The organism is Cyclobacterium qasimii M12-11B, from assembly GCF_000427295.1.
In the GTDB taxonomy this organism is placed as follows: domain Bacteria; phylum Bacteroidota; class Bacteroidia; order Cytophagales; family Cyclobacteriaceae; genus Cyclobacterium; species Cyclobacterium qasimii.
Genome location: NZ_ATNM01000152.1, coordinates 25,890 through 40,437 on the forward strand (window position 1 = coordinate 25,890; position 14,548 = coordinate 40,437).

Genomic DNA, 14,548 nt, shown 5'->3' on the forward strand with positions numbered 1-14,548 from the left:
GAAAAGCAACCCATTATTAACGTTGACTGCAAAAACCCCAGTGATTTTTTGGCAGGAGAAGAAAGGACTTTCGCCAAACGATAAGCCAATCAAACCGCCATTTCTTGACAAAAGTACTGGTATTCAGCTTGAAGATTGTGAATTAAGTTTTAAATTAACTTTTCTTAATGATACTTTCCAAAGCCCATGAAAAAGCATTTTTACGACACAATTCCTCTTTTCCTAATCCTATTTCTAGTAAGCTCCTTAGACAACTCTTTGTTTTCACAGGAAATGGATTTTGAATCCTACAATCCTCAATCCACTCTTGTGGTACCTGAAAACCCTGTGACAAGGGCAAAATACCCTTTTGTGGATATCCACAGTCACCAATCCAATGTAAATGAGGCACTCATTACGAGATTGATTAAGGAAATGGATGAGCTGAACATGGCCACCATGGTAAACCTAAGCGGTAAAGGTTCTTCAAGAAATAGAGCTGACAGCGAAGCCCAGGAATACCTCAATTCCATGATCCGTCAATTTAATGCCCAAGCACCCGGAAGGTTTATCGTTTTCACGAACTTATCCTTCAGCGGGTTTGGGACCCAGGAATGGAAAGAAAAGGCAGTAGCTGAACTAGAAGCAGATGTTAAAAATGGAGCCAATGGTTTAAAAATATTCAAAAGCCTGGGTTTAAACGTCAAAGACGTCAATGGTAAAAGGGTACCCATCAATCATCCAGATTTGGATGCCATCTGGGCCAAATGTGGAGAACTAGGCATTCCGGTATTGATCCATGCTGCAGATCCTGCCTCCTTTTGGGATCCCATGGATGGCAACAACGAACGCTGGCTGGAACTAAAATTACGTCCCAACAGGAAAAGAGCTGCTGACAATCCAGCGCCATTCGAGCAGATCATTGCAGAACAGCATGCCGTCTTTAAAAAGCATAGCAATACCACCTTTATCAATGCCCACATGGGTTGGATGGCCAATGACCTGGCAAAGGCTGCAAAGCACCTGGATAAGTATCCAAATGTAAACTTTGGAATAGCAGCTGTTATTGCTGAATTTGGCCGTCAGCCAAAGGCGGCTAAAAAGTTTTTTATCGACTACCAGGACAGAATCCTTTTTGGGAAAGATTCCTACAACCAGGAAGAGTTTTACACCTATTTCAGGGTCTTGGAAACCGAAGATGAATATTTCCCTTACTACAAGAAATATCATGCCTATTGGCGCATGTATGGCTTAGGGTTACCGGATGAAGTCCTCAAGAAGGTTTATTATAAAAACGCCTTGCGAATTGTTCCCAATATGGACAAAAGCCTTTTTCCGGATTGACCCTATGATTTTTTGATACCTACAAAACACTTAATGACCTTAAAACAAATTTGTTATTCGACTGAATTGAAACATTATATTTGATAATAAACTACAGAAATTATTTTTTAATTTTACTTGTTTTAATTTAGTCACTAAAATCAGTGCCTCATTTTTATATTTATAATTTTTTCCATGAATAATTTCCGCTTTACCAGTCTACTAGCTGTAATACTAGTGATTTTTTTTGGGGTATCCTGCAAAAAAGAACCACTACCCGAAATTCCACCCAATGGGGATATTTCCTTGGTAATTGACATTGAAGGCTGCTTTAGATCCAACCTTTCTTCAGAACGAATAGATGATATTGAATCCATCTGGGTATCCATTGAAAATGAAAATGGAATAATCGAAGGGTATCCCAAAAAGTTTGAGGATTTTTCTCTAGAGGAATATACCATTCACTTAACAATTAACAACCTAGCAACAGGGAACTATAAATTAGGGAAATTATTACTTATGGATGAAAATGGTAATGTGACTTATGCTACACCACTACAAGATGCTCCGTTTTCATCAAGAATACCAAAACCAGTCCCCTTCCAATTTGAAACACTAAAAAACCAAGACAATATTATTTATGCAACGGCTTTATCGACAAGATGCTATACCCCAGCAGACTTTGGTCTAAGCGACGAAGAAGTTACTTTTAGGAAAGAAATCTCTTTTGTGGGTGGAACATTTGAGGGCAACATCCATATGCCAAATCAAAAAAGCATTGATGAATTTGGCGCACGCTGCTATTCAAATATAAAAGGCACAGTGAAGATAATGCACAGTGAAGAGGAACTGGATTTATCTCCCCTCCAATCTATTCAGGAAATTGAAATCCTCTTTATTTCACTAAATCCCCACTTAATAAGTATTAAAGGTTTACACAGCCTCAACACTGTGAAATTCCTACATATTCTCAACAACCCTATTCTAGAATCTTTAGAAGGATTATCAAATCTCAGAGAAGTAAAAAACCAGATTTATATTTATGAAAATTCAAAAATAAACAACCTCAATGGTTTGGAAAATCTTGTTACTATAACAAAATCCTTAGGCATCGGAGGAAATAACAGTCTAACTAGTTTAGAAGGGTTGAATAATCTACAAAATTGTCCTGAGATTGAAATTGAGGATAATATAAACCTTCGGTCTATTGGGGATTTGGAAAAGTTAACAACTTTCAATTCATTTAGTGTAAGTAGAAACCCAAAGTTGAAACCTTTTTGGGAAATTTTTAGCCCATTAAAAGAAATTAATACCCTACACCTTTCTTTTATGGAAATAGATAATTTCACCAACAAATTTCCCAAAGATTTTAAAATAACAGGTTCATTAATTTTAAATGAGATCAGCGGTTTAGAAAGCTTAAAAGACCTTCCAGTAAGAGAAGAATTGCAGGGACACCTTTCCATTAGAAAGATATTTAAATTAGGCAACCTAGAAGGTTTGGAAAACTTAACGACCATCAAGGGAAGGCTACTAATAGATTTTAACGCAAACCTAAAATCCTTAAAAGGCTTGGATAATTTATCTACTATAGGGAACATATTTGATATCCGGTACAATGATAAATTAGAAGATTTATGTGCTTTAAACAAGTTGTTTACTACTAATACACCTTATAATACAGACATATCCAAAAATGCGTACAATCCAAAAATAAACGATTTCCTGAATGGGAAATGTAGTAAATAGCGTTTTATGCGAACACCCTTGGAGGAAAGTAGTTTTAACATATTAGTAGTTAAAAAAAAATAGACTGATCTCAATTAAAATAGCTTGCCATCACAGGGATAACAAGCTATTTTGGAATTTATGCATTGTAATCCCATGCAAAGTTTAAATTTGCATGGGTAAACTGGTCTTATTCAGCTATTGGTTTATTATCGAATTTTATTACTTGATGAAAGACTAAAGGACAATCTCTCCTTTAAGCTTATTGTTGCTCTTATTGCTATCCTTTGCTTTTATAATCAAGCGATATTTCAATTTTTTACCGGGTTGATTGGCGCGGTATTTTTCTCCTGCGGTGTAAATCAACGATTGACCCGCTTTCATGGTCGTCGTTTTGGTGTCAAAACTAATCATCTTACCATTTACCTTGAAAAACACCTGATAACTCCCGGCAGGAGCAGCTTCAGGCCCATTGTTCTTTATCGCATATTTAAAAGAGCGATAGCCGCTTACCTCAGCATCAAGCATTACCTCCATCACCTCGAGATCATAAGACTTTTCCTCCTGAGCCAAAAGTGGAGTACTTCCTAAAAAACAGACAATCAAAAATTTCCAGTACATAAGGTTATTTATAGTGTGAGTCCAAAAATAAAAAAAGCCCGGTCACTATAAAGCAACCGGGCATAAAATATTTTAAAATAGGCAATTAATTAGCGCCAGGTCCTGCTGGAGCTGCTGCTGGTGCTTCAACACCTAATTTTGCCAAAACAAGATCTGTAAAAGGATCGTTGTCTTTTGTATACAAAAGAACTGGTGCCTGACCTGCAGCTTCAGATAAGATATGAGAGTAGTTATTTTCTGCTGCTACTGAATTGATTGCGTTGTACACCTTGGTTTGTACAGGCTCCAATAACTCCTGAAGTTTTCTTTGATAAGAAGACTGCGCATCTTGTTCAAACTTTTGGATCTCTGCTTGTAAACCTTGCAATTCTTGTTGCTTAGCATTCCTAGCGTCATCAGTCATGTTAGGCGCAGCTTGTTGGAATGCCGCAGCTTTCTGTTGAAAATCGGCTCCTTTGGTCTGGATTTGTTGACCTAACTGGTTGCTATAATCTTTGATATCAGCGTCTATCTGCTCCATCTCTGGCATCAAACTCATGATATATTCCACATTGGTATACCCGATTTTGACGTCTTGTGCATTTGCTACAAATCCAAAGCAAAAGAGGGCAATTGCTGATAGGAAAATTCTTGCTTTCATAATTGTTAAACTTGGTTAATTTTAATTGTTTTCTTCTAATCCTAATTCTTCTATAATAAAATCTGAGTAATCATGTCGTGGGTCCGTATAAATTATAGACGTTGGACTAGATGCTTTGTCAAACAAAATGGCAATGCCATTCCTTTTGGAGACCCTATCAATCGCATCATAAATGGTGGATTGCAATGGCTGCAGCAATTCTGCTTGTTTTTGATACAGTTGCCCATTGTCACCAAATATCCTATTATTGAAGGCTCTGGCCTCTTTTTGTTTCTCTCTTATTAGTGCCAGTCTTTCCTGGTACATCTCTTCAGTAAGCAAAACCTGCTCTCCCTGAAGGTCACTGTACATTTGTTGTATTCCTTCTTCCAAATTTTGTGCCTCTTTTTTCCACTCTGTACTTAAGGCTTCCATTTCCCCCTGAATCTTTTTGTAATCCGGATGTTTGTTGAGAATATATTCTGTATCAACATAGCCTAATTTCTGTCCCATGAGCACAATGGGCAAAAACGTAAGCAAAAATAACAATTTCAGGGACTTTTCCATAATTATCTGAATTGTTGACCAATTGTAAAGTGGAACATTCCACCGCTTGGTCCTGGATTTGGATCGGCCGATGTAGCTACACCATCAAATCCGTAACCCCAGTCAATGCCTAGCAGGCCAAATGCTGGCATAAATATTCTCGCACCAAAACCGGCAGATTTCTTTAAATCATATGGATTGTAATCTTGGTAATTTCCCCAGTTATTACCAGCCTCTGCAAAACCAAGTAAGAATATGGTAGCTGACGGATTAGGAGATACAAGATAACGAAGTTCCATCACATGTTTGTTATACACTACTCCACCATAAGGTATTGGAGCATTAGGTTGATTTCTATACTCTTTACCTGGTGTGATGGATTGGTTTTCATAACCTCTAAGACCAATGATTTCCTGACCCAAAGCAAAGTTCATCATGTTCATACCATCTCCACCAAGTACAAAGCGTTCCAAAGGAATGATTCCCGTTTTGGTACCATAAGAACCTAAGAAACCCAGGTGAGTTCTTGCGCTCAACACCAATTTGGTAGAACCCAATACCGGTGTATATAGAGATGCATCAAACATCCATTTGTGGTATTCAAGCCATTGGTATTTTTCCTGATCAGTTGATTCAGTTGTCAGGCCATTGTTCAATGCCGCATATGGAGGGGTAAGAGTCGAACTTAAAGTAATGTTTGAACCGAACCTCGGATAAATCGGGTTGTCAATATTATTCCTTGAAATGGTGGTGTTCAGTGCCACACTTTTTGCATTACCTGTGTTGAAACTCAATCCAAAATAATTTCCATATTCGTCGAAATTATAATTCTGGAATTGCAAGCTATTGCTGATTTGGAAATAATCATCAGGCCAGGTTACCCTTTTCGCAAGACCAATTGATGCTCCTGTAATCTTAAAGGATCCTAGCTCCTGGCCAAAGTTGGTTTGACTATAAAAGTCAATTTGTCTTTGAACAGAATGGTTGAAACTAACACTAAGGGCATTTGGTTTCTTACCACCAAACCAAGGTTCAGTAAAGGACATGCTATAGTTTTGAAAACTACGACCATTGGCCTGAACCCTCAATGAAAGCTTTTGACCATCTCCTACTGGAAGTGGCCTCCACTTAGAGAAGTCCTTGATATTTTTAATAGAGAAGTTATTGAAAGTAAGTCCTACAGTACCCACAAAACCAAATAGTCCACCCCAACCTCCGGAAAGTTCGATCTGGTCATTCGGCCGCTCTTCTAATTGGAAGGTAATGTCTACAGTAGCATCCTCAAAATTTGGACGCATGTCTGGTTCTATATTCTCTGGATTAAAGTAACCGATCTGGGAAAGCTCACGAATGGTTCTTACCAGCGCACTTCTATCAAATTTTTGTCCTGGAAGAATACGTATTTCACGCATGACTACATGGTCACTTGTACGCTCATTTCCTTCTATAGATACACTGTTTACCGTTACTTGTGGTCCTTCAAATATCCTTAATTCTATATCTATAGAATCGGCTTGAATATTGACCTCCACCGGGTCAATGGTAAAAAACAGGTAACCATTGTCTTGGTACAAAGAACTGACATCATCTCCTTTTTGTGGATCGTAATTCAGCCTTTTGTCCAGTTTTTCTTTGTTGTAAATGTCTCCATCAAAAATCCCCAGCTTTGCTTGAAGCTCTGCGGTGGTATGGATATAATTTCCTGAAAAGGTAATATTTCTGTAGTAATACTGTTTACCTTCTTCTATTTCTATGTCGATATTGATCCGACTGTCATCAAATCTGAAAACACTATCCGATAAAATCTCTGCGTCTCTATATCCTCGATTGTTATAAAAAGCAACAAGGGCATTTTTATCATCCCGGTAATCGCTTTTTACAAATTTAGAACCATTAAAGAAGTTGAGCTTGAAATTCTTATTGATATAGGCTTTAACCTCTTCATCCGTCACAGGATTTCTCTTGGCCACTGCGGTACCAATATTTTTTGGATTGGCATTCAGCAAGCGAGACAAAAGGTCTTTGAAAATATATACCCGAGCATGCTCATGGGTACCTTTCATTTTTTTCTTAAGGCGATTGTCTGCAATGTTCTCATTGCCTTCAAAGCTTATTTCATTGATACGTACTTTGCTCTTCTTCTCTACGTCAAACCGAAGTTTCACGCTATTCGGAAGAGTAGTATCTCTTTCCTGAACCACTTTTACCTCAGTATTTAAGAAGCCCTTTCCTACAAAATATTCCTTAATATTTCGTTGAGCGGTATTAAGTACATCGTCCCTAACCACACGGCCAGTGATATTAACCTTGTCCTTTAATTCGCCTTCCTGGGTTTTATTAATCCCTGTAAAGTCAAATCGACTGAAACGAGGTCTCTCTGTAAGGTCTAATAAAAGGTAAATGTCATCCCCTTCAATTTTCGTTACCAGGATTTTCACATCCCCAATAATCCCCTGGGCCCAAAGCTTTTTAAGCGCTCCGGAAATAGCATCACCTGGAACACTGATTTGATCATCTACTCGGAGCCCTGCCAATGAAATAATGGCTGTCTCATCAAGTGTGCTTAAACCTACGGCTTCTATTTCAGCTATCCGATACTTTTTAGGGCTGGAATAACTAAGGTCTATAATATTTACCGGCTCCTGATTGGAATACCGGCTTTGTCCCAATCTGATTTGGGCCTCTGCCACTCCGGTCAATAGCAGCAAGTAAATAATTATTAAATTCTTTTTCATTTCAAACTATAAAATTTAACCTCGGTTTTAGTTATTCCAAGGCAGCAATAATTCTGAAACTCACTTCTTTCAGAACAAGTATTGTCAATTAGAGCTCTTTGTCTGAGCTCCCGTTTTCCCAAACCGTCTTTCTCTTTTTTGAAAGGCAAGTATGGCTTCATGTAAGTCCTTTTTCCGAAAATCCGGCCAAAGCACTTCTGTAAAATATAATTCTGTATAGGCCAATTGCCATAACATAAAGTTGCTGATCCTTATTTCACCACTGGTTCTTATCAGCAGTTCCGGATCTGGTATATTGGCAGTGTTCAAATGGGCTCCAATCAATTCTTGATTGATAGCTTCCGCTGATAACTCCCCGCTAACTACTTTTTTGACAATTTTCTGAACGGCCTTCTCTATTTCCCATCGGCCACTATAACTCAATGCCAGCACTACAGTCATACCGGTATTGTCCTTTGTTTTAGCTTTTCCCATTTTCAAGTGCTTTATGCACGAATCTGGAAGGCTATCAATATCACCTATTGTTTCCAACTTGATGTTATTTTTCATCATCGTTGGCACTTCATCGGTAATGGCTTCTACCAATATACCCATTAAAGCATCTACCTCTTCTTTGGGCCTGGACCAGTTTTCTGTAGAAAAGGCATACAAGGTGATGTAATCTACACCCAATTCTGCTGATCCTTCTATGGCATCCCTTACGGCAGCCATAGCATTTCTATGACCAAATATTCGCATGGCACCTTTCTTTTGGGCCCAACGCCCATTGCCATCCATTATAATTGCAATATGTCGGGGAATATTGCCCTTGTCAATCACTTCCTTCATTCCAAAATTCTCTGTTGGTTCAATTGATTTACAAAAATGACACTTCTTTTTTAAAAATTCTATCCTGAGGTCAATTATTGTACTAGTAGCACTTGATCTGATGGAAGGAATAGCTGATGGTAAAACCTAAAAAGTAATACCAATCACGGTCAGATTGATTACCAAAATTTATACTTGTGGGGTCTAACACTTGATTTCCAGTGCCGGGGTCAGTTCTATATCGAGGTAGATATAGGGTCTCATTACCAATTTTATCTAGATTATCAGTAAAGGTTGCTTTTGCTCCACCTTCAAGGGAAAGTAAAATTCGATCCTTAAGCTTGTACTTGATGCCTGCCCCGAAAGGGACAATAACGGTACCTAGTGTATAGTTTCCCGGCTGAGGGTCTGCTTCATAGGTTTGACCTTCGCCGATAAACATTCCATAACCAAGGCCAAAAAAGCCAAAAGGTGAAAACCTGCTGGTAGACTTGTGGCTCATATAATCGAGAAAATGGAATTCCATCGTAGCAGATACTTCTGCCATTGTACCTTTAAAAAAGGCATTCCTGACCATCGCCACCTGATCAATAGGGCTTATGCTATCCGCCCCATTTAAACGGGACACGGTAAACCCTGCTCTCAAGCTCCAAGCATTGTCAAAATTTCGTCTGCCAAATAACGTTCCTTGAATACCAAGTTGGTTCGGGTCTATCATCCGAAGAATATCTCCGGTATAAGCTCCCGCTCCTAATCCTAAACCTATTTCATGTTGTTGGGCTTTTGCCATTTGGGTAGTTCCCAAACTTAAAAGACCAAAGACAGCCAATAGTGCTAATGTGTAAAACCTGGATTTATTCAAGTCGTTGCAATTTATAAACTACCCAACGAATAAAAAACCCTACTAAGTATAGTGTGGGTTAAATATTGTTAAAACTAGTTTCTCATGTCATATCCCCAGTTCAATTTTTGTCTCAGGGTGTCAAAGAAGCTGTAATTGTGAAACTTAACAAGCTTCGCAACAAATATTTCTTTTTTGATTTTAAGTTCCACTGACGCATCTATGGGCGCAGATCTGGAATCTAAAGATACAAGGAATTTTTCACTCCTTCCTTCTATTTTAAAGGAGATTTCACTATCATCAGAAACCACAATCGGCCTGACATTCAGGTTGTGTGGACTTACAGGGGTAATTACAAAATTTTTCGCTAGGGGTGATATCAAAGGTCCTCCACAACTCAGCGAGTAGCCTGTAGAACCTGTGGGTGTGGATACGATGAGCCCATCTGCCCAGTAACTATTAAGATAATCTCCATCTATATAAGTATGTACGGTGATCATCGAGGAGGTGTCTCTTTTGTGAATGGTGAACTCATTCAGGCCAAAATTCAAGCCTTTAAATAGAGGGACACTAGACTCTAACTTTACCAGACTCCTGTCCTCCAAAGAATAGCGGTTTTCCAAAAGATCTGAAACGGCAGCATCTATGTCTTCCTTGGCAATAGTAGCCAAAAAGCCCATTCTACCCGTATTTATTCCCAAAACAGGTGTTTCATAAGCCCCAATAAGTGAAATGGTATCCAAAAGGGTACCATCTCCTCCAATGGATATGACCACATCTATATCCGCTAGTTCTTCCTTTGCTCCAAGCATCGTTGCAGCTGGGCTTAAGCCTCCCTTCTTTCGGATAGAATTATATAGGTTTTTTGTTAACTGTACTTTTGATCCGCTTTTTTCAAAGGCTTGAATCAATTGGTGAATACAGGTTTGAAACTGAGAGGATATATTGATACCGTGAAGTAATATGTTCATGTAGGATCAGATATCTAAAAATCGCATCAAGTTGCCTAGACGATCCTGATCGCTACTGATACCGTCTTCTTCCTGGTACTGGTCTATAACCCTGTACCCGAAACGTTCCAATGTAGCTTTGATATGTCGAAGCTCTACTTGATCAATTTTTAGTGTTACTTTGATTTTACTGTCATCAAGTGGGTCATCGGAAATAAAGCTGCTAAGAATTTTTGCGTTTTCGGACTCTACCACCCTGGCTATATCATACAGGCTATAGTCTGTCATAAACATGGACAAAATCAACACTCCCCCTTGTGACTGGATTGAAATACTTTCCGTAAAGGCAGAAATAGCGCCTTCCTGTGTGACAACACCCAAGTACTTCAACTCCTTATCCAACACGGCAACCATGCTTACCTGATTTTCTGAAGATACTCTTAATACTTCATAGATATGCCGGTCTTCCTGCACGATACTCGCACTCCCCACCAATTCTATATGTGCTAGATTTAGCTCCGGATCATTGAGTTCATAAATGATCTCATCGGTGATAAAACCCTTAAATGCACCTTTGTCTACCACAGGTAATATGTCCGTCCTGATCTCTTCCATCCAAGAAAGCCCTAACTTTACTTTGTCCGTAAATTTTAGGGGGGGAATAAGGTTGTTTATAAATTCTATTGCCCGCATGTAGCTAAAGGTATTAAAAGGATTCGAAAAATAAAACGAGTTCTAGCCCTCCTTGGTTCAAAATACTAAATTTCTTACCCTTTTTGGCAGTCCAATTACCCTAATGGCCCTATTAAAAAAATGGTTTAAAAGTAATTAATAATGAATTTGAGGGATTTTTAACTCTTTTATGAGACTTACCCAATTCTGGATAAGCGCTTCTCCGTATTCTGTAAGGTGCGCTTCCGGATGAAACTGAAAACCTAAAATAGGCAGCTCCTTATGAGCAAGCATCATAATTTCTCCTTTCTCTCCTTCGAGAATAAGCGATAAACAATCGGGTAGATTTTCTAATTCCAGGGAATGATAGCGGGTAACTTTAAAGGTCTCGGGTAAATCCTTTAACACTTCATGCTGTTTTTTTCGGAAAACAGTAGAGATTTTACCATGCATGGGCCAGGAGCTTCTAATTAATTGAGCCCCGAAAAAAGTACCTATTGCCTGATGCCCCAGACAAATCCCCAAAACAGGTACTTTGTCATAATAATGGGCCAAGATTTCCATTAAATTGCCTGCTTTCTCAGGCGTTTCTGGTCCTGGAGAAATAACCAAGGCAGAAAAATGAAGTTGATTTATCTCTTCCAGGCTTACATTGTTTCGCAAAACAGTAACCTGTTCACCCGTCCTCCTGAAATAATCTGCCAGGATATGGGCAAAAGAATCAAAGTTATCAATTAACAAGATCACTGGAAGAGCTATTTACGAGTTCTTTGATAGTGGCTATGGCCGTATCTATTATAGGCGTATAATCATCCAAAACGGAAACCATCGTTGGCGCTACAGGCACAATAACTGGATAGATGACTGCATTTTTCTTCATTTCGGGCGGCACCTGAAATTCAAAGGAGTTGGCCACCCAAATCAAAAGACTGATCATGATGCTCCATTTAAAGATGCCTAAAATTGCTCCTGCAAAACTATCAAATGTGCCCAATATGGTCAGGTCAAGTGCTTTTTTAACAACAAAAGCCAATATTCTGATGGTGATCGTTACGGCCAGAAAGATCAATACAAAAGCTACAAATGGGAGCATAAAAGTCAGGCTTTCTACTTTATCAGTAAGGAGTTCTGCTCCCCAATTCATAAACCGAAAAGCCAGAACAATGCCAATAAAAAAAGCCAGGATAGACAAAATCCCTATAAACAGCCCCTGACGGTAGCCACTAAAGGCCCCAACGGCCAGCATGCCTAATATGATTATGTCTATCGTGCTCAAAATATCTTTACGGGTTTAATAAAGCCTTTACTTTTTGAGAAATTGCTTTTCCATCCGCAATTCCTGCCAGTTTTTTCGTCGCCATTCCCATAACTTTCCCCATGTCTTTAGGACCTGAAGCACCTGTTTGGCTAATGATAGCTTCTAGTTCAACAGTCAATTCTTCATCACTAAGCTGCTTGGGAAGAAATTCATTGATCACTTCCAGTTCAGTAGCCTCTACTTCAGCAAGGTCTTTCCTGTCTTGTTTTTCAAAAATTTCTATGGAATCTTTCCTTTGTTTGGCTGCTTTGATCAAAATTTGCAATTCTTCAGCTTCTGAAAGGCCATTTTCATTTCCACCCTTGGTTTCTTCAAGCATGATCATGGACTTGATAGCGCGCAATCCACGCAACCTGTCTTTGTCCTTGGCCAGCATTGCTTGTTTGATTTCTTTCTCTATGTTGGTTTTTAAGCTCATGACTTATCTTTTTGACTTGTAAAGTTTAAAACTGATATTGTCCTTTTACGGAACGTGAAAATTAAAAACGTCTTATTCTCATCGGTATTTTCGATGTTCACGCAATATATTTAATTTAGCACAAAATTAGCTGATATTTGGAACATGACGAAATTAAGTGTAAACATAAATAAAATTGCCACCCTAAGAAATGCCCGAGGCCATAATAATCCCGACTTGGTTCAGGTTGCATTGGATGCAGAACGATTTGGTGCCCAAGGCATAACAGTACACCCAAGACCCGATGAAAGACATATCAGGTATAACGATGTATTGGCACTCAAAGATCAAGTCACCACGGAATTCAATATTGAGGGCTACCCAGACAAAAGGTACATGGAGATTATTCGTCTGGCCAAACCTGCCCAAGCCACGCTCGTACCGGATCCACCGGAGGCCATCACCTCCAACACCGGCTGGGACACCATCAAACACAAGGACATGCTTAAAGACCTTATTTCAGAACTTCATAGCTATGGGGTAAGGACTTCTATTTTCATCAATCCGGAAACCAAATACTTTGAACCTGCCAAAGAAACAGGAACAGACAGGGTGGAACTGTACACCGAACCTTATGCGAGCACTTATCACAAGGACAAAGTAAAGGCCGTCGCTCCCTACCTGGAAGTTGCAGCCATAGCAAGGGAATTAGGCCTGGGCTTGAATGCTGGCCATGACCTGGATTTACACAATTTAAAATTTCTAAAAGAGCAAATTCCTTACCTGGATGAAGTTTCCATAGGACATGCCCTTATCTGTGATGCCCTGTATTATGGTCTTGAAAATACCATACAGATGTACCGCAGACAATTGGAAGAATAAAACCAAACCAACATGACATTAAACTTTAGAAAAACCGGTACAGGAAAACCTTTGGTAATTCTGCACGGCCTTTTTGGTTCTGCGGACAACTGGATGAGTATCGCCAAAGGGCTGGAGGAAAATTTTACCCTCTATCTTCTGGACCAACGCAACCATGGCGATTCCCCCCACAGTGATACCTGGAATTACAAAGCCATGGCAGAAGACTTGAAGGAGTTCATGGAGGCAGAAGGTTTGCAAAAGGCCAGTTTCCTGGGGCATTCTATGGGAGGAAAAACGGTAATGAAATTTGCCCTAACATACCCTGAAATGGTGGACAAACTTGTGGTGGCGGATATTGCTCCCCGCCCTTATCCTGTGCACCACCAGACAATATTGGAAGCGCTTAATGCAGTAGACATAAAATCCCTCGCCTCCAGAAAAGAGGCCGAAGACAAACTGGCCGAATATATTCCTGAACGTGGTATTCGCCAATTTCTACTTAAAAACCTTACCAGAAAAGAAGGGGTTTTTGCATGGAAAGTCAACCTACCAATCATTACCAAGCAAATCGAAAATGTTGGCGAGAAAATAACTGCTGACAAGCCTTTTTCCGGTCCTGCACTTTTTATGGGAGGAGCCAATTCAGATTATATCAAAAGCAGTGACAAGGAAGAAATCGCAGCCCTTTTTCCTGACCATCACATTATCCACATCAAAAATACTGGCCACTGGCTACATGCAGAGCAGCCCGAAGCAGTGATCGCTACTTTAAAAACTTTTCTTGGAACCTGAAACAGTACACTTCAATTCTCATAGAATAATTGTCCTTTAAAATTAATTTTTAGGGAGCTTGTACCCTGATTTTTCAACATAGGTATTGGCTCCCTTTTTTTGTTCAACCCATTTGGGATTGGGGAAAAAAGATGATTCATCCTGTCCACAGGTTTTCACCCGTAATTATTGTTGGTGAAGCCCTACAGGCTTCCTACAATTCATTCATATTTCTTTCCTTAGATAAAGCTTTACCCTTTCCCAGGCCTAAAGGCCTGAACAATAATAACCGTGAGTTTTACTCACGGACCGGAAATCACCCCTATAAACTCCAACCCTGAAACGGGTTGAACATGAGCTTCATTAATGAAATTATA

At 39.3% G+C, this 14,548-nt stretch carries 15 protein-coding genes; 4 read left to right on the forward strand and 11 right to left on the reverse strand.

Annotated elements, in window-relative coordinates:
* Positions 1 to 186: 186 nt before the first annotated feature.
* Positions 187 to 1,323 (forward strand): amidohydrolase family protein, encoded by a 1,137-nt coding sequence (locus tag ADICYQ_RS19895; protein ID WP_040417222.1) that lies wholly within the window; start codon positions 187 to 189, stop codon positions 1,321 to 1,323.
* 174 nt (positions 1,324 to 1,497) lie between these two features.
* Positions 1,498 to 3,051 (forward strand): leucine-rich repeat domain-containing protein, encoded by a 1,554-nt coding sequence (locus ADICYQ_RS19900; RefSeq protein WP_020893530.1) that lies wholly within the window; start codon positions 1,498 to 1,500, stop codon positions 3,049 to 3,051.
* A 216-nt stretch (positions 3,052 to 3,267) separates the two neighbouring features.
* On the opposite strand, the gene ADICYQ_RS19905 is transcribed toward ADICYQ_RS19900, so the two are convergent.
* The 11 genes from ADICYQ_RS19905 to ADICYQ_RS19955 form a co-directional block, all read right to left on the reverse strand.
* Positions 3,268 to 3,651: a hypothetical protein gene (locus tag ADICYQ_RS19905; RefSeq protein WP_020893531.1), complete on the reverse strand. Its 384-nt coding sequence runs from the start codon at positions 3,649 to 3,651 to the stop codon at positions 3,268 to 3,270.
* Between the two features lie 85 nt (positions 3,652 to 3,736).
* Positions 3,737 to 4,291, reverse strand: a complete 555-nt coding sequence (locus tag ADICYQ_RS19910) for an OmpH/Skp family outer membrane protein (protein WP_020893532.1) — start codon at positions 4,289 to 4,291, stop codon at positions 3,737 to 3,739.
* 21 nt (positions 4,292 to 4,312) lie between these two features.
* A complete protein-coding gene (locus tag ADICYQ_RS19915) occupies positions 4,313 to 4,837 on the reverse strand; it encodes an OmpH/Skp family outer membrane protein (protein WP_040417224.1) in 525 nt (174 codons plus the stop codon).
* A gap of 2 nt (positions 4,838 to 4,839) precedes the next feature.
* Positions 4,840 to 7,551, reverse strand: coding sequence for a BamA/OMP85 family outer membrane protein (locus ADICYQ_RS19920; RefSeq protein ID WP_040417226.1), 2,712 nt, complete (start codon positions 7,549 to 7,551; stop codon positions 4,840 to 4,842).
* 84 nt (positions 7,552 to 7,635) lie between these two features.
* Positions 7,636 to 8,379 carry an undecaprenyl pyrophosphate synthase gene (gene uppS, locus ADICYQ_RS19925; RefSeq protein ID WP_020893535.1) on the reverse strand — a complete coding sequence of 248 codons (744 nt, stop codon included), beginning with the start codon at positions 8,377 to 8,379 and terminating at the stop codon, positions 7,636 to 7,638.
* Positions 8,380 to 8,461: 82 nt separating this feature from the next.
* A complete protein-coding gene (gene porG / locus ADICYQ_RS19930) occupies positions 8,462 to 9,220 on the reverse strand; it encodes a type IX secretion system protein PorG (RefSeq protein WP_040417228.1) in 759 nt (252 codons plus the stop codon).
* A 74-nt stretch (positions 9,221 to 9,294) separates the two neighbouring features.
* Entirely contained in the window at positions 9,295 to 10,170 is an 876-nt protein-coding gene (locus tag ADICYQ_RS19935) for an NAD kinase (RefSeq protein WP_020893537.1), read from the reverse strand.
* A 6-nt stretch (positions 10,171 to 10,176) separates the two neighbouring features.
* Positions 10,177 to 10,842 carry a CBS domain-containing protein gene (locus tag ADICYQ_RS19940; RefSeq protein ID WP_020893538.1) on the reverse strand — a complete coding sequence of 222 codons (666 nt, stop codon included), beginning with the start codon at positions 10,840 to 10,842 and terminating at the stop codon, positions 10,177 to 10,179.
* A gap of 135 nt (positions 10,843 to 10,977) precedes the next feature.
* Positions 10,978 to 11,568, reverse strand: coding sequence for an anthranilate synthase component II (locus ADICYQ_RS19945; RefSeq protein ID WP_020893539.1), 591 nt, complete (start codon positions 11,566 to 11,568; stop codon positions 10,978 to 10,980).
* Positions 11,552 to 12,097: a CvpA family protein gene (locus tag ADICYQ_RS19950; RefSeq protein WP_040417230.1), complete on the reverse strand. Its 546-nt coding sequence runs from the start codon at positions 12,095 to 12,097 to the stop codon at positions 11,552 to 11,554. Before ADICYQ_RS19950 ends, ADICYQ_RS19945 begins: the two co-directional genes overlap by 17 nt.
* 7 nt (positions 12,098 to 12,104) lie before the next feature.
* Positions 12,105 to 12,557 carry a GatB/YqeY domain-containing protein gene (locus tag ADICYQ_RS19955; protein ID WP_020893541.1) on the reverse strand — a complete coding sequence of 151 codons (453 nt, stop codon included), beginning with the start codon at positions 12,555 to 12,557 and terminating at the stop codon, positions 12,105 to 12,107.
* A 144-nt stretch (positions 12,558 to 12,701) separates the two neighbouring features.
* On the opposite strand from ADICYQ_RS19955, the gene ADICYQ_RS19960 reads away from it, so the two are divergent.
* Both ADICYQ_RS19960 and ADICYQ_RS19965 read left to right on the forward strand, forming a co-directional pair.
* A complete protein-coding gene (locus ADICYQ_RS19960) occupies positions 12,702 to 13,418 on the forward strand; it encodes a pyridoxine 5'-phosphate synthase (RefSeq protein ID WP_020893542.1) in 717 nt (238 codons plus the stop codon).
* A 12-nt stretch (positions 13,419 to 13,430) separates the two neighbouring features.
* Positions 13,431 to 14,192 carry an alpha/beta fold hydrolase gene (locus ADICYQ_RS19965; RefSeq protein WP_020893543.1) on the forward strand — a complete coding sequence of 254 codons (762 nt, stop codon included), beginning with the start codon at positions 13,431 to 13,433 and terminating at the stop codon, positions 14,190 to 14,192.
* Positions 14,193 to 14,548: the final 356 nt, after the last annotated feature.